The organism is Erysipelothrix sp. P66, from assembly GCF_038682365.1.
Lineage (GTDB): Bacteria > Bacillota_I > Bacilli_A > Erysipelotrichales > Erysipelotrichaceae > Erysipelothrix > Erysipelothrix piscisicarius.
The window spans coordinates 848,702-868,252 of the sequence record NZ_CP152290.1 but is presented as its reverse complement, the minus strand read 5'-3'; the positions used below and the strand labels follow the sequence as shown (position 1 = coordinate 868,252).

General features: G+C 37.3%; 20 protein-coding genes. 2 read left to right on the top strand and 18 right to left on the bottom strand.

The window, feature by feature from the left end:
- Positions 1-13 precede the first annotated feature (13 nt).
- The 14 genes from AAG186_RS04220 to AAG186_RS04155 form a co-directional block, all read right to left on the bottom strand.
- Complete coding sequence (locus AAG186_RS04220; RefSeq protein WP_161636493.1) at positions 14-265, bottom strand: penicillinase repressor; 252 nt, start codon at positions 263-265, stop codon at positions 14-16.
- Positions 258-1,157 carry a YegS/Rv2252/BmrU family lipid kinase gene (locus tag AAG186_RS04215; protein WP_161636494.1) on the bottom strand — a complete coding sequence of 300 codons (900 nt, stop codon included), beginning with the start codon at positions 1,155-1,157 and terminating at the stop codon, positions 258-260. Before AAG186_RS04215 ends, AAG186_RS04220 begins: the two co-directional genes overlap by 8 nt.
- 120 nt (positions 1,158-1,277) lie before the next feature.
- Positions 1,278-2,132: a DegV family protein gene (locus tag AAG186_RS04210; RefSeq protein WP_125164547.1), complete on the bottom strand. Its 855-nt coding sequence runs from the start codon at positions 2,130-2,132 to the stop codon at positions 1,278-1,280.
- Between the two features lie 143 nt (positions 2,133-2,275).
- Positions 2,276-3,244 (bottom strand): nucleoid-associated protein, encoded by a 969-nt coding sequence (locus AAG186_RS04205; RefSeq protein ID WP_342622087.1) that lies wholly within the window; start codon positions 3,242-3,244, stop codon positions 2,276-2,278.
- Positions 3,245-3,332: 88 nt separating this feature from the next.
- The gene (locus AAG186_RS04200) at positions 3,333-3,653 is read right to left on the bottom strand and encodes an acriflavin resistance protein (RefSeq protein ID WP_161636496.1); all 321 of its coding nucleotides are present in this window, start codon (positions 3,651-3,653) and stop codon (positions 3,333-3,335) included.
- Positions 3,654-3,752: 99 nt separating this feature from the next.
- Positions 3,753-5,045: a helix-turn-helix domain-containing protein gene (locus AAG186_RS04195; protein WP_342622086.1), complete on the bottom strand. Its 1,293-nt coding sequence runs from the start codon at positions 5,043-5,045 to the stop codon at positions 3,753-3,755.
- 333 nt (positions 5,046-5,378) lie between these two features.
- A complete protein-coding gene (locus AAG186_RS04190) occupies positions 5,379-6,779 on the bottom strand; it encodes a YfcC family protein (protein ID WP_161636497.1) in 1,401 nt (466 codons plus the stop codon).
- A gap of 35 nt (positions 6,780-6,814) precedes the next feature.
- The gene (gene arcC, locus AAG186_RS04185; protein ID WP_200542396.1) at positions 6,815-7,750 is read right to left on the bottom strand and encodes a carbamate kinase; all 936 of its coding nucleotides are present in this window, start codon (positions 7,748-7,750) and stop codon (positions 6,815-6,817) included.
- A 9-nt stretch (positions 7,751-7,759) separates the two neighbouring features.
- Complete coding sequence (gene argF / locus AAG186_RS04180; protein WP_125164552.1) at positions 7,760-8,752, bottom strand: ornithine carbamoyltransferase; 993 nt, start codon at positions 8,750-8,752, stop codon at positions 7,760-7,762.
- A gap of 31 nt (positions 8,753-8,783) precedes the next feature.
- A complete protein-coding gene (gene arcA / locus AAG186_RS04175; RefSeq protein WP_125164553.1) occupies positions 8,784-10,004 on the bottom strand; it encodes an arginine deiminase in 1,221 nt (406 codons plus the stop codon).
- 335 nt (positions 10,005-10,339) lie between these two features.
- Positions 10,340-10,822, bottom strand: a complete 483-nt coding sequence (locus AAG186_RS04170) for a methylated-DNA--[protein]-cysteine S-methyltransferase (RefSeq protein ID WP_331836039.1) — start codon at positions 10,820-10,822, stop codon at positions 10,340-10,342.
- Between the two features lie 18 nt (positions 10,823-10,840).
- Positions 10,841-12,481: an ABC transporter ATP-binding protein gene (locus tag AAG186_RS04165; RefSeq protein WP_342622085.1), complete on the bottom strand. Its 1,641-nt coding sequence runs from the start codon at positions 12,479-12,481 to the stop codon at positions 10,841-10,843.
- 2 nt (positions 12,482-12,483) lie between these two features.
- Positions 12,484-14,175 (bottom strand): ABC transporter ATP-binding protein/permease, encoded by a 1,692-nt coding sequence (locus tag AAG186_RS04160; RefSeq protein WP_342622084.1) that lies wholly within the window; start codon positions 14,173-14,175, stop codon positions 12,484-12,486.
- Positions 14,144-14,563 (bottom strand): YbaN family protein, encoded by a 420-nt coding sequence (locus AAG186_RS04155; RefSeq protein WP_125164555.1) that lies wholly within the window; start codon positions 14,561-14,563, stop codon positions 14,144-14,146. The genes AAG186_RS04160 and AAG186_RS04155 overlap by 32 nt, the downstream gene beginning before the upstream one ends.
- A 232-nt stretch (positions 14,564-14,795) precedes the next feature.
- On the opposite strand from AAG186_RS04155, the gene AAG186_RS04150 reads away from it, so the two are divergent.
- Positions 14,796-15,695 carry an RluA family pseudouridine synthase gene (locus AAG186_RS04150; RefSeq protein ID WP_161636502.1) on the top strand — a complete coding sequence of 300 codons (900 nt, stop codon included), beginning with the start codon at positions 14,796-14,798 and terminating at the stop codon, positions 15,693-15,695.
- Positions 15,696-15,752: 57 nt separating this feature from the next.
- Here the strand turns inward: AAG186_RS04150 and AAG186_RS04145 are convergent, their stop codons facing one another.
- Positions 15,753-16,586 (bottom strand): hypothetical protein, encoded by an 834-nt coding sequence (locus tag AAG186_RS04145; protein WP_342622083.1) that lies wholly within the window; start codon positions 16,584-16,586, stop codon positions 15,753-15,755.
- A 37-nt stretch (positions 16,587-16,623) separates the two neighbouring features.
- Positions 16,624-17,388, bottom strand: a complete 765-nt coding sequence (locus tag AAG186_RS04140; RefSeq protein WP_342622082.1) for a protein ligase — start codon at positions 17,386-17,388, stop codon at positions 16,624-16,626.
- A gap of 105 nt (positions 17,389-17,493) precedes the next feature.
- On the opposite strand from AAG186_RS04140, the gene AAG186_RS04135 reads away from it, so the two are divergent.
- Complete coding sequence (locus AAG186_RS04135) at positions 17,494-17,757, top strand: signal peptidase (protein ID WP_125164559.1); 264 nt, start codon at positions 17,494-17,496, stop codon at positions 17,755-17,757.
- A gap of 68 nt (positions 17,758-17,825) precedes the next feature.
- On the opposite strand, the gene AAG186_RS04130 is transcribed toward AAG186_RS04135, so the two are convergent.
- On the bottom strand, positions 17,826-18,419 hold the full coding sequence (locus AAG186_RS04130; protein WP_331836050.1) for a hypothetical protein: 594 nt from the start codon (positions 18,417-18,419) through the stop codon (positions 17,826-17,828).
- Positions 18,420-18,423: 4 nt separating this feature from the next.
- Positions 18,424-19,386: a GTP-binding protein gene (locus AAG186_RS04125; RefSeq protein WP_200542392.1), complete on the bottom strand. Its 963-nt coding sequence runs from the start codon at positions 19,384-19,386 to the stop codon at positions 18,424-18,426.
- Positions 19,387-19,551 lie beyond the last annotated feature (165 nt).

Sequence of the window (19,551 nt, the reverse complement as noted above, 5' to 3'; positions counted from 1 at the left end):
AATGAATATGCGATTAGCGCTTAAATTTAAAACCACGCTTGATTGAACACGTACGCTCATGCTGTGAGCGCATAACATTTCGTTCATGAAGTAACGGTGTTACAAGGCGTTGAAAACTCTTGGAACGGACATGCACATCATCCCAATCGATTTCTTGATACAATTCTAAAGCCAAAACCTTTGCTTGTTTAGGACTTAAAACTGATTGAATTTCAATGGCTTCCGCAAGCTTATCCAAGCGAAATTGTTCTAATTGACTAATCATCAGATTTCACCCCTTTATAATCCATTAACGTTAAGATTTCCTTATGGTTGGTTGCCTTAAACGATGACATATCACCCGCGAACTCACCATCGATATTCATCGACATCATGGTATCCGATTCAATTTCAACTTCACGACACTGACGAATAATGAACATTTCATTATCGTATTCACGACTCATCATGCCTTTAAGTATTTGTCGAATTTGCGAAACATTTTTGGGTTTACGAATTAACATTACCTCAAACAAACCATCTGAAAGTTCAATATCATTTTCATCATAGTGGAAAATGCCGCCAACCGACTTGGAATTTGTAATCCCGCCAAAAACAAAACTTCCCGAAAACAAGGTATCATCAATTCGAACCTTTAAACCATATGCATGAATGCGACGAAACGTGAGAAAACCATAAATCAAATATGCACGATAACCTAGCCAATTTTTAAGGTTTTGAGGTGTTTTATAAGTAACCTCCGTAAAATTCCCAAATGTGAGGGCAAACGTAAAACAATCCGTTTCATTTAACACACCCAAATCAACTGGACGTTCCGTTAAATTTTCAAGGTTACTGAGTATATCTGTAATATGTGCAACATTCCCTAAATTCTTGGAAATCTCATTTGCCGTTCCAATAGGTAGAATAATGAGAGGTTTTTGGATCTTGTGATTATATAATCCCTGAACCATCTGACTAACCGTTCCATCACCACCCGCAATAATATAACCTTCATATGTGTGTTCCACTTCATCCATAATCTCTACTGGACCATAATTAAGATCCGTCAGAAATAAATCAAACCGAATTTTACTTTGATTTAGACAGTGGATGAACTCATTCAGTTCATTACGTTGCGAGACGCCCGCTTTTGGATTATAAATAAACAAATACATACCATCACCTCGATTTGTAAATATTATACCACAGGATGTCATCGCTTCGCATATTCAAACTACAATCCTTAGGATAAAAAAAACCATTGGCGTTTTCGCGAATGGTTTTAAGATTGTTTGTTATATTTTATAGCACCATTGAAGCGCTAAAGTACCAATACCCGCATGGGTTGCGACTGCGGCGGGTAGATTCACAATTCTAACTGTGAACGGACCTAGTGATTCTGTGAGGAAATCTTGGAACCGTTTTAAAGTATCTAACCCTTCACTGTGGAGCAGATAGATATCATGCGTATCCGGTTTCACTTCATGGTGAATCAAATCATTGACCAATAAGGAAAAAATTCTACGTTCCGAGCGGGCAACACCCAGTTTTTCAATGGATTGACCTTTATTTTCCAAATACAAAACCGGCTTAATTTTGAGTAAACTCGCAACTTTCGCAGCCGTTTTGGAAACCCGACCGCTTGCAATCACTTGATCAAGCGACTGAGGATAGATGTAGGACACTTGGTTTGAGAAGAAATGATCCAGGTAAACTTCAATTTGTTCAACCGTGTAATTTTCTTCATTCATCTTACGAATCGCACGCACCGCTTGTTGAACCGGACCCGTGATGGAATACGTATTGATAACAGTCATATTTGTAATCTTTAAATCTTGTTTCACCATTTCCATCGAACTATAGGTTCCGGATAAAGCCGTTCCAATGCTTAAAGCAAAAATATGATCATAATCTTTGCCCATTACGTTTTCAAACAGTTCATAAATCGTCCCAAGGTTGGGTTGAGACGTTTTTACGACTTCATGATTTCGTAATAAATCATTTACTTCTTGTTCCGTGATAGTAACTTGATCAATGTATACAGTGTTATTATGGATAATGGTCAATGGTGCAATATATACGTCAAATGCTTCAATTTCAGCTTGCGTAAATGACACTGATGAATCACATATTATGGCTATTTTTTTCATAATGCCCCTCCGTTATAGATAGAGTATATCGAAGTGCATGCACCGTGTCAAAGTATATTTAAGAGAAAACGAAATTATCTGAAATTTCACTCAATTCCCTCGTCAAATACCTTTTTAAAATAGGCTATAGAGGATAAATTGTTCTACAGAATTTTCCCAATATCTTTAAGCTCAATCGACACCTTCCCGTTAATATCTGTAGAGATATTAACAATGTCACTGATATCTAAAATATCGAGGGGTAAAATAATCTCAATCCCCGACTCCGTAACAATACGATGTTTCTTTGCTGCCTGTGTACGATTAACCATTTTTAAATTGATCATATCGTGAACATGTTCGTGCTCAAACGTCTCATCGATTAAACGTTCCTCTTCCTCTGAAAAGGTGTCAAATACTTCTTTTAAAATTTGTTTAGGCTCTATTTCATCAAAAAAATCAACATTATCGGTAATCACTTGCTTCGCTTTAACGATATTTTCAAAATGAGAATCGTCTCGAACTTCTGAGATGGTACTTACAAGTGTATCCACAACTTGAAAACTCGTCTTAGAATTCGCAATAATCTGACAATCTAAAAGTGATTCCAGAAGTTCTCGATAACGAATATCTTGAAATTTAACCAAAGTTTCCCCAGTTGTGAGGTTAACCATAAATGCATTTTTGACACTCGCAAACGTTTCCGGAAGAATCGCTTGATTATGCACTAAAGCATTTTCTAATCCGTGCTCATTTTGCGTAATTTTGATATAACCGTTTTTGCTTAACACTTCAAACATTGCAAGTGAAACAAAATCACCCATATCAACCATAGCAAACAAGAGATTTGTACTCTCAACCGTCATCGCTGCAATATGATGGTCAAACCAACGTTTTGCAAGTTTTTGAGTTTCTTCCATAAAATTAATTGGCGTACCAATAAGACTTAAAAAAGGACTTCCTGGGTTTAGTTTTGCTTTTGAAGCTGTTGGGCTTGTTTGAAATGCTTTCGCGAGTTTCGCAATAAAAGGCTCCACATCTTTTGATGTATTAAAATTTAAGGGTTTTTCTGATAGAATCATTGATTGTAAATCTCGATCTAATGAATGAATTACACCTTTATCAATATTCATAATTACCTCCACGATGATACCTAACTAATATAACAAAAAACAACATGGAAATCATGTTGTTTTAAGTAAATAATGTGTCATCCCTAACTTAGATACGTTCTTGTTTTTGCTTAATATAACAAATTGATCCAATAGCCACAACCACAAGAACACTTGTATATAGAACAATGTACGTCCAAGGTTCAACGCGCGCTTGGATAAATTCCTCACTCAAAATGGGTGCCTTATGCTCAGAACTTTGCAGCAATTCAACATATTTATCTTGATGGGACCCATCTACATTGATTGCAGGACGTTCAATTGAATTCACCCGAATTTGAGGACGCTTTTCATCTTCTTTAGCGGGAATTGAACCAAAAGCTAGAATTGACACGGATAATGATACTGCTATTATTGTTGGTTTAAACATCCAATGCCTCATTTCTTCCCTTATAATTTATCACAATAAGTTCACATTGTTCAATGATATTTGCAGAAAAGAAAAAAAGACGATTCTTGGATCGTCTTTTTAGGAAATGGTTGCACGAATTAATTCTACCGGATCTTCTACATTACCACTTGGCATGGTTACCGACTTACGGAAGATGCCTGGTGTCATGTTTTTTTGTTTTACAAAGTTTCGATGAAATGTTTTACTGTTGTTATAACCTACAGCGATGCCGATGTCGACAATCGCCAAATCGGTTGATAAGAGGAGCTCACACGACTTATTGATCCTAAGATAATTCAAGAAGTCTTCAAAGTTCATTTCAACTTGGAAAAGCAGAATCAAATTTAACTCAACAAGTGGTATGTTGAACTTATCCGCTACTTCTTGAATTTTTAAGTTTTCTTTGTAGTTGTTATACATGTAATTTAAAACTTGATAAGAAAGACTTAATTCCTTATCATTAATCACTTGATGAATATTTCGATAAATCTTACGATATTCATTCGGTGTGGTTCCAATACGTTCATTATATACTTTTGATAAATGTGATGCATCTGCAAATCCCGTCAATTCCGCAATCTCACTCAGTGACATCCCTGTATAAATAAGCAAGTCTAAGGATTTCACAATACGCATCTCATTAAGTAACGCAGTAAAAGACAACCCTGTTACATCATAAATGTACTTACTGATGGCAGACTCACTCATATAGAAAAAGCCTGATAGTTTCGAAAGTGTTAATTTTTCACTCAAATGCGAGTATAAATATTTGAAAATTTTATAACGATGATCAAGTTCAATTTCTTGATTTGACTTCATCTTACATTCCTTCTTATTCGCAAATCGTTGGAAATGAATGACAAGTTCGATCAATTTATTAGTGACGTAAAGTTTCGATAAACTTTGTTCTTCAGGAATGTCGAGGTTTGATTCAACGCCGACTTCATCACGAATTTCATCTAAAACCTTTAAAATAACGTCTGCCTCTTTGGCAGTACATTGAATCACGTGATTTTTTTCTAAGGGTCCTGTCACAGCAATCATATCATTACTTGGATTCGCTCCACACTTCATCGCTTGAGAAATGTAATCGATATTATAGATTATGCGCACAAATTGGAGGGGCCTGGCCACGCTCTCAATTTCTGTAATTTCCCAAGGAAGAATTGCGATAAGAGAATTTTCTCTAATAGGATAACTTATACCGTCAATCAAAATCGTTCCCTCACCTTTTTTGATAAAGAGAAAGCGTGACGCCTGATGAATGATCGGATAGGTTGGTAAGTCAATAAATTCCATGTCAAAACTGCATAGCTTTCGCTTATCAAATCGAGAGCAGTTTTTACCTTGTATTTCAGTTACAAAGTCCATGAAATATACCCCCTTTCACACTTCTTGATTACACTCTTATTGTACACTAAAAAAACACTTTTTTACAGTACCTAGATTGCCCTCTTACAGCATAAATTATTTAATCTTAATCATGTTTTACGACAAAAATAAAACGTGCAAGGATTGGCATCTTACACGTTAAATAAACTTAAAACCCCTTGAAACACCAATATATCGAAATCAATCTCACCAAGATACATATCGATAATCGTAAATAAGCATTGTCATGTTCTGGAAGATTGTTAATATCTTGCTAAAAGAAAAAGGAATGGAAGGCAACATCCATTCCTTGATTCATTTTTTTATTATAGTTTAAATTATAAGCATCGCTCCGGTTAGGATAATAACACTTACGATCGCAATTATTAGAATAATTTTCTTCGAGAATTTAATCCATGTAGAGTATTCAACTTTGGCGATTGCAAGACCACCCATGATAGCTCCACATGTTGGAGTAAAGAGGTTGACAAGACCACTACCCGCTACAAAGATCATTACCATAACTTCAGGACTAAAGCCTAATTCAGATGCAAGTGGAGCCATAATTGGCATCGACACAGTTGCAAGTCCTGATGAGGAAGGAATAAGGAAGGTTAGTACGAGATAGAGTAAGTATGCAAGCGGTGCAAAGATGATTCCAGACACCCCTTTTAGTGCGTTTGCAGCATTGGTTAAGATGTAAACATCTAGTCCTGTTTCAGTCATAAGAACTGAAGCACCACGTGCTAATGCAATAACGAGAACAACACTCATCATATCGGCAGCGCCATCCATGAATGTATCGACGATTTCTTTCTCGTTAAGTTTACCAACAATACCAATAATGATACCCATGAGCAGGAACCATGTTGTTGCTTCTTGGAAATACCATTCTCCAAATGGAATTCCTGTTAACCAAGCAGTCCAGCTATCAAAGAATGTAATTCCAAAGGATCCCCATGGAATAAAGGAAAGAATCATTACTAAGAATGTAATACCAAACAAAATAAGAACTGTTTTGTGTGTTCCGGTTAATTCAACAGCGGTTGCACCTTCTGCATGTCCATAATGTTTATCAATTTCTTGTTGTTCTTGAAGTGAAAGGATGGTAGATCCTTTATCTTGTTTAACTTTTTTCGCATAACTCATTACAAAGTAAATTGAGATTAAGAGTGCGGAAATCCATAATACAAGACCAATTAACATAACAAGTCCATTATTTACTGGAATGTCTTTAGGAATGGCATCCAGAGCTGCACCAACTGCAAATGGGTTAATTGTCGATCCAAGTACCCCAGCACCCGCACCAAGCAAGACAACTGCGGAACCAACAACAGCGTCAAACCCTGCTGCAACCATGGTTGCAGTAAGCAGTGCATAGAATGGCACAGTTTCTTCAAGCATTCCGTAGGTAGAGCCACAGATTGAGAAGAGTGTCATTAATACTGGAATAATTACAAGTTCATTACCTTTAAGTTTTTTAACTAAAGCAGCAATCCCCGCATCCAATGCACCAGTTTTTGTTACAAGTCCCAAAAATCCCCCTAGAATCATAACAAACACACAGACATCAATCGCATCTGCAAAACCTTTAACTGGAGCCATCATGACTGTTGATAATGTAGCACTTGTTACATCAGGAATTAAGACTGTTACAAGAGCTAAAACAAACAGAATGATGAAAAGAATTGAAAACGATGAAAGCATTTTTCTAGATTTCTTTTCTTTTGCCATATTTTTCTCCTCCGTATGTCATCTATATAGATTGACTATTTTTCGATGATCGTTCCGGTAACGCCTGCAAGTGCATCTTTTGCTCTCACAAGTGATGTAACAAGAGCTTGACCCTCTGATGCATGTTCAACAAAATCCAAACACGCTTCAATCTTAGGCAACATACTTCCAGGAGCAAAATGGCCTTCCTTGATGTATTGTTTTGCTTCTGCAACATTCATCGTTGCAAGTTCTTCTTGTTGTGGTGTGTTGTAGTGAATGCAAACACGATCCACTGCCGTTAAAATAATAAGCATATCGGCATTTAGGTCAAGAGCAAGCTTTGAGCAAGAACGATCTTTATCAATAACAGCTGCAACCCCTTTATAACCTTCAGCTGTTTCTATAACAGGAATACCGCCACCACCGACTGTAATGACAATATCGCCTTGACCTGTTAATTGCTTAATAAGATCAATTTCAACGATTTCTTTTGGTAATGGTGAAGCGACGACACGACGATACCCACGTCCTGCATCCTCCATAAAACTGTATCCCTTTTCTGCTGCAAGTTTCACAGATTCTTCTTCAGTATAGAAGAGTCCTACAGGTTTCGTTGGTTTTTCAAATGCTGGGTCGTTTTCGTCCACAATCATTTGAGTCACAACACTTGCACAGTGTTTATCTATTTTACGTTTACGCAATTCGTTTTGAATAGCTTGTTGTAGATGATATCCAATGTAGCCTTGACTCATCGCCCCACATTCTGGAAAAGGCATGGCTGGAGTTCCACCGCCATTATTTGCAGCGAACTCCATTGCCAAATTAATCATACCTACTTGAGGACCATTACCGTGACCCACGATCACTTCATAGCCTTCTTCAGCCATATCAACGATTGTTTGTGCTGTTTGTTTAACGAGCTCGATTTGCTCTTCAGCATTATTACCGAGTGCATTACCACCAAGAGCGATTACAATACGTTTTCCCATAGAAATCGCCTACTTAAGTGTTGCATACATCACAGCTTTGATCGTATGCATTCTGTTTTCTGCTTCATTGAAGACTTTTGATTGTTTTGATTCAAATACTTCGTTTGTTACTTCCATTTCTTTTAAACCATATTTTTCATGGATTTCTTGTCCAATTGTAGTCTTAAGATCGTGGAATGAAGGTAAGCAGTGTAAGAAGATTGCATCATCAACTGCATTTGCCATAACATCACTATTTACTTGATATGGACTTAAGAGTTTAATACGTTCTTCCCAAACACTATCAGGTTCACCCATTGATACCCAAATATCAGTGTAAATGACATGAGCACCTGTTGTTGCTTTTTTAACATCTTCAGTTAATGTTACAGTACATCCGTTTTCTTTTGCGATTGCACGGCATTCTTTAACTAATTCTGCGTGTGGCATTTGTGCTTTTGGTCCACAAGCTGTAAAGTTAAGACCCATTTTTGCACATGCTACCATAAGTGAGTTTGCAACGTTATTTTGAGCATCCCCCATAAATACAAAGTTTAGACCTTTGAGATAACCGAAGTTTTCTTCAATTGTAAGTAAGTCTGCGATCATTTGCGTTGGGTGGAATTCTGTAGTTAAACCATTCCATACTGGAACGCCTGCATCATCTGCTAATGCTTGAACAATTTCTTGTGCATAACCACGATATTCGATTCCATCATACATGCGACCAAGTACGCGTGCTGTATCAGGAATGCTTTCTTTTTTACCCATTTGGGAACTACCTGGATCTAAGTATGTAACACCCATACCCAAGTCCATACCTGCTACTTCAAATGAACAACGTGTACGTGTTGACGTTTTTTCAAAAAGTAATACGATGTTTTTTCCTTCGAGGTAACGGTGTGGTGTTCCTGTAAGTTTTAAATTTTTAAACTCTTTTGATAAGTCTACTAAATATCTAATTTCTTCTGATGTGAAATCCAAAAGCTTTAAGAAGCTTCTTCCGCTTAAATTTACTCCCATGTGATCTTAATCTCCTTTATATTATTTTTTATTAAATATCTTCACGAACTAATGGCATACTCATGCAACGAGGGCCTCCACGACCACGAACAAGTTCGGCACCACGCAACTCGATTAATTTGAGTCCATGTGATTTTAATAACTCGTTACTAATTTCGTTACGGTCATACACAACAACAACACCTGGTGCGATTGTTAATGTATTGGAACCATCATTCCATTGTTCACGTTCTGAAGCCATCATGTCTTCCCCACCACATTTAATTAATGTTACAGGACGTCCAACATGTTTTGATAAGATGGATTCCAGATCGGTATCAATCTTAACAATATTCACATCACCATTTGTACCTTTAGTAATCTCAAATACTTGAAGTGGTCCAAGGATACCTGGGTGAATTGTAAATTTGTCATAGTCAACTTGTGTAAACACTGTATCCAAGTGCATAAATGCACGACTGCTTGGAATATCAATTGCAAGAATTGTTTCAATTTCTGTGCCCTCAACATTGAAGATATTATGTGCGATGTCTTCAATTGCTTGAGCTTGTGTACGTTGTGAAATCCCAATCGCTAATGTTTTAGCGTTGATGTTTAGGATATCGCCACCCTCAATGTGGAAATCTGCTGTACGATCATAATAGTAAGGAACATTTCCTTTGTATTCTGGATGATATTTGAAGATGTAGTCTGCATAGATTGTTTCACGATTACGTGTTACAGAATACATACGATTCAAGCTTACACCATCACCAATTGATGCAAATGGGTCACGTGTAAAGTAAAGGTTTGGAAGTGGATCCAAGATTAAATCTTGAACCTCTCCAGCCATTTCAACTAATGACTTTTTACCTGAATGATCAAGTTCATGTGTGCGAACACCTTCCATTGTTTTTAATACAAGTTCTTTTTCATCTTTAATTGAATCTAAGAAATTGTAAACCATGTCGTGTTCACGTTTGGTTTTGATGCCGCCTTCTTCAATGAATTGATCTAAGAATTGTTTACGTAGATTTGAATCTTTAATTACTTCTGCCATTAAATCTTCAAGGTAAACAACTTCAATATCGTTATCACGAAGTGCTTGAGCAAACTTGTCATGCTCATCTTGTGCATCCTTAAGGTAAGGAATGTCATCGAATAGAAGACGTTCTAGTGTATCGGGAGTAAGGTTTAAAAGCTCCCTACCAGGTCTATGTAATAAAACTTTTTTAAGCGTTCCAATTTCGCTTGTAACTCTAATTGCGCTCATTACGTTTCCTCTTTTCTTTTTTTCTAGGTTTTGAAAGTGAACTGATCAGGAACACTTTCATCAACCGAACATAGAGTGTCTAATTCCCATGGGTTGTGCGACCTTCTATGTTTACATTTACATTGTAAGCGCTTTTTTGATTGCGTGTAGGACAATTAACCCATTTCAAATTGTATTCTTAGCATTTGCGGAATTTCATGTGATTTTTTTGATTAGTTCCATTTAAACATATAAAAACCCACTTAAAAGTGGGTTTTTATCATAAATGAAATCTTCTCGCCTTTTTTATAATCATGCAAAGAACACATTCAAAGGCGTAAATTTCCGATTATTTCTTAATCGATGTCCTTTTCAAGTTTTAGAAGGGTCTGTTTTAAAGTGAGTCCGCCTCGAAATCCTGTTAGTGCCCCATTTTTCCCAATAACCCGATGACAAGGTACACAAAGAAGTAGTGGATTTTGAGAGACCGCGCGAGCAACAGCACGCGTCTTCCGTGTTGTAAACAACATGTCTGACAGAGCCTCGTAACTGATCGTGGATCCATAAGGTATGGATTGAAGCCCTTCCCACACTTGACACTGGAAGGATGTGCCAATCAACTGGTAGCGAAAATCAAAGCATGTACGCTCACCTGATAGATATTCGTTTAATTGTTCTACGACTTCCTCACAGGCCTGCATGTCCAATTCTAAATGATCCACTTTAAATTTTCGTTTAAAAAAATCAAGATCCTCTGCAGTACTAAGAAAAACGATGTTGTCTTGGTGTTCAACAATAAGATAATCATGTCCTTGAATATTACAGATTCGACCAATCATAGTTATCCCTCCGTCGGTTTATGATACCTGGCTTAATGTTCCATTTTCAAGTTTCCATACCTCATCCGCAATTCTAAGAGTTGAAGCTCGATGGGATACAATGAGAATGGTTTTGTCTTGTTTGTAAGCTACAATCGATTTTAAGATTACAGCCTCATTAAGGCTATCTAAATTGCTTGTGGGTTCATCTAAAAGGATAAAATCGCCTCCATGTAAAAAGACGCGTGCTAATCCAATACGTTGACGTTCTCCAGATGATAAGTTACTTCCAAGTTCTTCCATCATCGTATCATACCCTGAAGGAAGGGTCATGATAAAATCATGAACTGAGGCTTGGTTTGCTGCCTTATAAATTTCATCCTCGGTTGCATTCGGTCTAACCAAAGCAATATTATTCTTAATTGTATCTTTAAAGATATCCGTATCTTGGCTCATCATACTTTCAATACTTCTTAGATGTTGGGTTTCAATTTCCTTAATATTAAGATCATTAATGTGAACACTGCCCTCGTTCACATCCCAAAAACGCATAAACAGTTTCAAAATGGTGGATTTACCCGCACCGCTTTCACCAGTAAGTGCAATAATTTTATTTTTACCGATGTTCATCGAAATCCCATCCAAAATCACTTCTTGGTCATATTTAAAGGTTACATCCCGCATGGATGCTTCGTTAAAGGGTTCTTTTTCACCAACTGAAACCGCGTCAACCTGGGGCTTTTCATCCAATAAGTCAAGAATTCGTTGTCCGCTCGCTAATGTATGATACAAATCACCACTCAAATTTGACAATGCAATGACTGGGCCAAACGAACTCATATGCAACGTAAATATCAGTAATAGAATTTTGAAATCCAGATTTCTTCCATAATAAAGAATCGCAAATCCTGACAGCATGATGATGAAATCAACTACCACGCGCATCAGACTTTGATATCGATTGAGTGGATTTTGCTTTTCATTAAGATCATATGTTCGTTGTTTGAGTAAATCCATGGTTCGTTGTGAATTTTGATATTGTTCCAGTTCTTCAATACCTCGAATTGAATCCAAAACCCGTGTGTTTAAGTCTCCTAAGTCATTTCGTATCTCAAGTCCCAGTTCATTTCCTAATTTACTGCTCATAATTGGGATAACAACACCTACAAGAAGCAGTGCACTTAAAGAAATCAATGCTATGGTTCCAGCTCGGAAAGCAATTGTGAGAACCACTGTAACGGAAATTATCACTGCAATAATAATGGGCGAAATCGTATGGGCATAGAACACTTCTAATAACTCTACATCATTGGTTATCATTGCAATTAAATTTCCGCGATCTTTTGTCTCTAATTTTGCGGGGGCCAGGGCTCTTAATTTCTCAAAAACTTGATGACGGATATGGGCTAACAGTTTAAAAGCTATAAAATGATTTAAAGCTTGTTCACCATATCGAAACACCCCTCTTAATAAGCCACTGCAAATAAGAATGATGAGTAAAAAAGTAAATGAATTGCTTTCAATAATTTCGACTACAATACGTGCTGATAAATAAGGAATTCCGATGGCCGCGAAATGCCCTAGTACGCCAAGGGTAATTGCGCCCAACATCGGAAGATAGAGTGGCTTTACAAACCCTACAAGACTTTTCATAATACCTAATCCAGTTCGCTTTTTCATCGTTAACATGCCTCCAAGAAAATATAGTTTTCAAGATCTTGTTGTGCTTTTACAAGTTCTTGATAAACCCCAGGCGTTTCCATAAGGGTATGGTGATCACCACATTGAACAATCTCACCTTGATCAAGTACGTAAATGCGATCACATTCAAAACAGTTTGCCAAACGGTGAGAAATCATAATAATCCCTTTTCCGTCATGACGAAGTTGTTGAATGGTATTAAGAATAATCATTTCACTCTCAACATCAATATTGGACGTTACTTCATCAAAAATATAGAATGGGGTATCGTGAACTAAAGCACGTGCAAGAGCCAAACGTTGTTTTTGTCCTCCAGAAAGATTAGAGCCACGTTCCTTAATTTCATGATCAAGACATAACTCAAGATTTACACGATTTAAACATGCTTTAAGACTCTCATCGGAATAAGAACCGCCCATCATCAGATTTTCGCGGACACTCCCCTTAAAGATAATACTGTCATGACTTACATATGTTACATGTTTATAAAGTTGACTGCAGTTAATCTCTTGACCACCAAAATAGAGGTGTCCGGATTGCGGAAGAATGCGTCCCATAAGCAAGGCGACCAACGTGCTCTTCCCCGAGCCACTTTCACCAACAATACCAATAAATTCATGGGACTCTGCATAAAAGTTTATTTTTGATAAAACGGGCGAATCTGTATATGAAAACGATACGTCTTCGACAACATACCCTTGATCACTGAATGAGTCCGATAAGATCTTTTTACAATCTGCCTCCGTTGCAAGTAATTTAAATATTTTCTCGCTTGCAGCCATTCCATTCATTGCGATATGGAAATAGGAACCCAGCTGGCGCATTGGAATAAAAAACTCGGATGAAAGTAAAATAAAGAGTAACATTCCTGTTAGGGAGAGAGTCCCTGATTTATAAGCAAAAACTGAAATGACAAGTGCCAACATGGCTCCCCCATAGGCGACCAAATCCATCACGGATATAGAATTCAATTGCATAATCAAAACCCGCATGGTCACTTTCCGAAAAGATTCGGCATCCTCATCCATTTGTTCTTGACGCAAACGATCTGCATCAAAGACTTTTAAGGTTGTCAGACCTTGAAGGTTCTCAAGAAAATGATCGCCTAAACGTGTGTATTTCGACCAATACTTATTTAATAATTTTTTGGCAAGCTTCTGAATTACAATGATTGATAAAGGAATCAACGGAACACAAATAAAAAGAACAAACGCTACACGAAAAGAATACTGAAGCAAAAACACAAAGAGTGTTAAAGGTGCAAGAAGACTATAAATAAATTGGGGTGTATAAAGGGCAAAATAATTTTCGAGTTGTTCAACCCCTTCTGTCGAAACTTGCGTAATTTCACTGCTCGTTAAAACCGATTGATAATCTGATCCAAGCTCAAAGATCTTCCCAAAAATTAACGATCGCATTTTAATTTTTACACATGAACTTGTCTTTTGCATTGCACGCGAGCTTTTAAAAATTGCAATCCCCTTTAAAACAAGGGCAATCCAAAAATAAAATGGAACATGGAACGACATGCCTATATAATGGTCGCCTAAAACCTTAACAAAAACATACGTTAATACGATATTTGTAATGAGTGCGACCCATTTATAAAAAACTGTTTCCAAAATTGGTTTTTTTGCTTCCTCAACAGTCTTTATGAGTTGAATATTGATCATACTTTGAATCCTCCAGCATCGTTACGTCATCTTCATCTGCAATTTTAAAGATAAAATAATAATATTTAAACAGAATAAGCAAACCGATTATGATGCGTGCGTAAAAATTCTTTGAAAAATAAAAAGCACACGCCATCATGATCGTAGCCAAGCATAAAATTTTCTTTTTAGTTTTTCGCTTCATCGTATGTTTCGTGACAAAATCATCCAAATGATTTTGATATACCGACGTATGCGTTAACCAGTGATGAAATCGGTCAGAACTCTTTGCACCACATATGGATGCACATAACAAAAAGGGCGTTGTGGGTAGCACTGGGAGCAATACACCCAACAGGGCTAATCCTAAAAATAGAATTGCTAAAATCATCATAACTGTTCGTCTCATAATCCACCTCGTCAAGAAATTATAAACGATAAACAACGCATTAATCATGTGAAATCATTTGAATTCATATATTTTTAAGAAGTGAAATCTAAATAGTGTCCGAAATGCACGCACTTGTGTAATTTCACCTCAAATTAACAATTGTTTTGCGCGATACTATTCTTCTCTTTTTAGGCTTTTATCTGGATTCACCACATGATATAATTTCCAAGTAAAAAATAGAGGTATGAATATGGAATCATGGATTATTACGTCGAAGACAATTGGACAACGCATTGACCATTTTTTAAATGAACACCTAGACCTATCACGAAGTAAAATTGCGAGTATGATCAAAGATGGAACCATCTTATGTAACGATATGCCCACGAAAGCAAATTACAAAACGAAGCTCAATGATTGTATTACCGCTTCAACCTATCAAGTAAAAACATTGGATATAGAACCTGTTAAAATGAACATTGATGTCGTTTACGAAGACGAATACCTTCTTGTCGTGAATAAACCCAGAGGCCTTGTCGTACATCCGGGTCATGGTGTTAAATCTGATACGTTACTTCATGGATTGATCTATTATTTAAATCACAACAAAGATCACTATATTCGCCCCGGTCTTGTTCATCGCATTGACCGAAATACATCTGGACTTCTTGTCGTTGCCAAAGATGATAAAACACATCAATTTCTCGCTGAGCAGTTGCTTGATAAAACAATGAATCGAACGTATTACGCCTTAGTTCACGGCGTATTGCCACAGGCCCATGTTCTGGTTGATGCGCCCATCGGCCCTGATAAATCAAACACCAAGATTATGACTGTGAATCAAGCACGGAGCAAACCAGCCCGAACCCATTTCGAGAAAGTTGAAACTTATATAAACTCAAGTTTGATTCGTTGTAAACTTGAAACTGGAAGAACACATCAAATACGTGTTCATGCGCTTTACGCTAAGATTCCGCTTCATGGTGACCCCCAATACGGGCACCCGCTTGATGCAGATCAAAGTGGCCAATACCTTTGTGCTTCAAAACTTGAATTTATTCACCCTAAAAGTTTAAAACTCATGCAATTTGAAGTGCCACTTCCTGAATATTTTATCGAGAAAATTAAAACAATCACACATGCAAAGTAAGTTTTTTTCCCAAAAGAAAAACAAACATCACTGAAGTATTTAGCGATGTTTGTTTTTTTATGCTTCCAATCGACTCATAATTTTAAATAACAGACTCATTCCAAAATTCCCCAAAGCCATCCATAGACATGTCCTAAAGGGATTCTGTTTCAATGAAATTTCCGTACCGAAGCGCTGTTGGAGAGCATCCAGGATTACAGGCGAAATAAGATAGAGTGCAAGCATTAAAGCGGCTGTAATGAATGCAATCTTCCCAAAAAGTTTCGTCCAATGCCAGCCCGTATTCATAAGCATGAGCGTTAAAAGAATGAGTGCTATACTGACAAGGGTCCCTATGATAATCTTACTGCGTTTGTTCATAAACCAATGAACCCCAGTTAACACGCGTTGTTGGTTGGGAGAAAGTTCTTGTTGAACACGAGTAATGATGGTTTCATACGTACGCTGCACATCGGGATGATTTAAAGCCTCCTCCACAACTGCACTGACTTCTTCAACCGAAACATTGCCCTCGCTCAATGACTCAATTTCAGGGGCATAGGATTCAATATAGGATTGAACCTCTCCCTTTAATGCAAGCTCATTCATACTGATGTCACCCGTCACGACATCACTTAAAGCATTCGTTACCAGTGTTTCAGAAATTTCTTGAAATTTTGGATTTTGAACGACCTCTTTTTGCAATGCATCAAACTCATTTTGCTTTGGTTCTGGAATCATGGCGCGAATCGGCTCAAAGTAGTGCGCTACCTGTGTTTCAACATCCATAAATGTTGGTTCAATAAATGAAGAGATCTGTCCCAATTGGGATTGTACCATCAATGTGCCAACCAATACGAACATAGCAACAATTACAAGCAAACTCAAAAGTCCATTAACAATTTTTTTCATAATCCACCTCAAAGTCCATTATACATGATTCGAATCATTACGGTAACAGCCTTTGGTTATGATCTTGTGTACGTTGCATTGCCTCTTGAAATTGATTTTGATCTAAATCATCCCGTTTTCGAAACTCAATAAAATCACAACGCTTAGATAGTTCATGAATCAGAAGATCACCGATGTATCGTGGTGTCAATTCATACCCTGTAAGCATGTCCAATGATTCCATGGAATGGGGATTAACATCGACGACATCGCCCCGGCAGTGAGCATAAAAATCTCGCACCAGTTCACCTCGTTTTATTTGGTCACCGCAGACACTAATGTAACATACCATTGATGTTTTTGACCCTGAACGACGTTGCGCAGTACCACAGAACTTTTTCCCGTGTATACTCATATCCGTATCACCAGGACAATATGCACCCGTTACTTTATATATCTCAATTTTATTTGAAATGGGTTGAAGTGCTTCACGAATAAAATCACCATACATAAGGTAGTTATCGTTCATCGACGCAGAAGAATGAAATGTAAGTGACATATTCAAAACCCCTTCATCCGCCACGATTGAACGACCCCCCGAGTTACGAATCATAACCGGTTGTCCTTGTTTTTGGTAAAACGCAAGCCCTTTATCAAAATCATCCATTCTTACATCATCAACACCCATATTGATGCCTTTATGTTGAAAAAGATGTAGAATCAACTCATCTTCTGCAACATTTTTTAACGAATATGCATCTATTGAAGTCGATATAAAAGCATCCTCCGTTTGCATAATTTCATCAATAACAATTCCCTTCATACAATCCCCTACTTTCTAACTCAATCTTAGATTCATCAATCCTCCAAGTCAACAACCATGACCTTTCACAAACACATGATATAATCGAGACAAAGGAGGCATTTTATGGAAAAACAACAATACGATGTGTTGCAACAGCTTTATCTTTTGTACCAAACCCGTTGTGATCGAAAAGATTGTTCGCGAACGGTTTCTAATTTCAACAGTTCATTCATACAAGAAATTGCTTCAAACCTCGACCTAGATGAAGAACAGGTTAAAGAGAGCATCACGTTACTCCAAGAAGCGGGTTATACGAAACTATGGGTTGTTGGTGGTTTTGAGCTCACGCGACGTGGCATTCGAGAAGCGCAACGATTATTTCAATAAAATCTAAAAAAAACGCTCAACAAAACCTGCGAGCGTTTTTTTTGATACCCTTTAAAAGCGGTCATAACTTATTCAAATGTATGTTTCAAAATCCGTTTTAACGTCTCATCATCATTAAATTCAAATTGGTCAACAAGACTTGCATCGAGATGCGTTAAAAAACGACTGTTTCCCATTGAATCCATGGCGATAATTGCTTCTCCATCTTCAGATCCCGCATACGCACGTTCGATATTTCTAAAACCACGAGCATCTGCTTCTTCCATTATTTTTCGTGCAAGAAATTCACGTTTATCAATATAAGACGCTACTTCTTCATTGGTTACAAGATATGCATCCACTTGGGTTGCATCATCAACCATCCCTGTCTCTGAACTATCCATGTATACTACTGGAATCACAAAGACCGAAATTCGTTCATTAGGAACAAACATGTGTTTTGTGATTGGGACACGCTTACCACGGTAGTGAATTTCCTCATAATCAGGCAAGTTTTCTCGATTGATCGAGTAATCCGTAAACGGTTCTTCGACCCCTTCAATTTGGTACTGTTCAATTTCAATATGAGGAATTTGTTTGATAAAGTTAAGCGCATTTGCTTCTGTATCAAAGATCCCTAATGTATGATGACGCTCATACTGCATTATTTTAACAATAAACATTGTCTTACTCCTTCCGACGCTCCAGCGCTTTAAACGATAACGTTATTTGCTCAACATTTATATTTCGACCGATAACTACGAAATGACTTTGCGTTTCTTGGTTTTCATCACCATAATCAATCATAAAGGTGCTCGCAACCCCCTGAACGACAATGGATGCATCGATTCCCTCTACCGACAAAAGCCCTTTATAACGAAGAAGATCATGTCCCATTGATTCTACCAGTTCCACAAGCCACTCTTTAAAATCAGAAAAAGATAGTGGATTTTCAGCGTAAAGTGTCAAGGTATCCACGTGTGAATGACGATGATGTTTGGTTTCATGCGATTGATTTAAAACCGTTTGATTTAACGAGGCATACTTGGTATGTGATGCATCAAAACGGTCTTCATTTAAAAGATGAAGATAAGTTTGATCCTGTTTTAAAAGAGAAACTGGAGCTAATGGATTAATAGCTTTTAACTTACCTAAAAGGGAATACGGTGTTGATGAGGCTTTCGTGATGTAAATCCGATCAGCAAAAGCGATTTGCTCCAACGATTCACGGTAGTGTTCCAATGCTTGATCCCCATTGAGTGCATCCACAAGGGTAATAATTTCGTTTAAAAAGAAATGGTTTTGGATTGGTTGTGACTTTAAAATCGTTTGAATTAAGGGATTTACTTCCGCAAGTCCGCTTGTTTCAATGATGATTGACTTCAAGTGCATCTTTTGGGCCTCAAACTGTTGCTTTAAGTCTAGAATCGCACGTTCAAATTCACGATCATCGACACAACATAAACACGCACTGTTAATTTCAAAAATACGATCTTGATCATATTTAATAAATGCTTTATCCAGGTTTACAGATCCAATTTCATTGATAATTAAACCAATTGTATCGTCTTGAGACTCACGTAGAATTTGATTGATGAATGTTGTTTTTCCAGATCCTAAAAACCCAGAAATAATTGTAATTGGGATCATAGCGCCCTCCTTATTAATAATTCTATTATGCGTGAGCGACAGAATTCACGCAAGTAAAAAGTGTCTTAATTCAAAATAAAAAGATCCATTGATGCCAATTCAATCAAAGTAGAGAGGTTTGTTTGACAAAACCGGTTTACTTAATTAGAATGGTTAGTGTTGTCG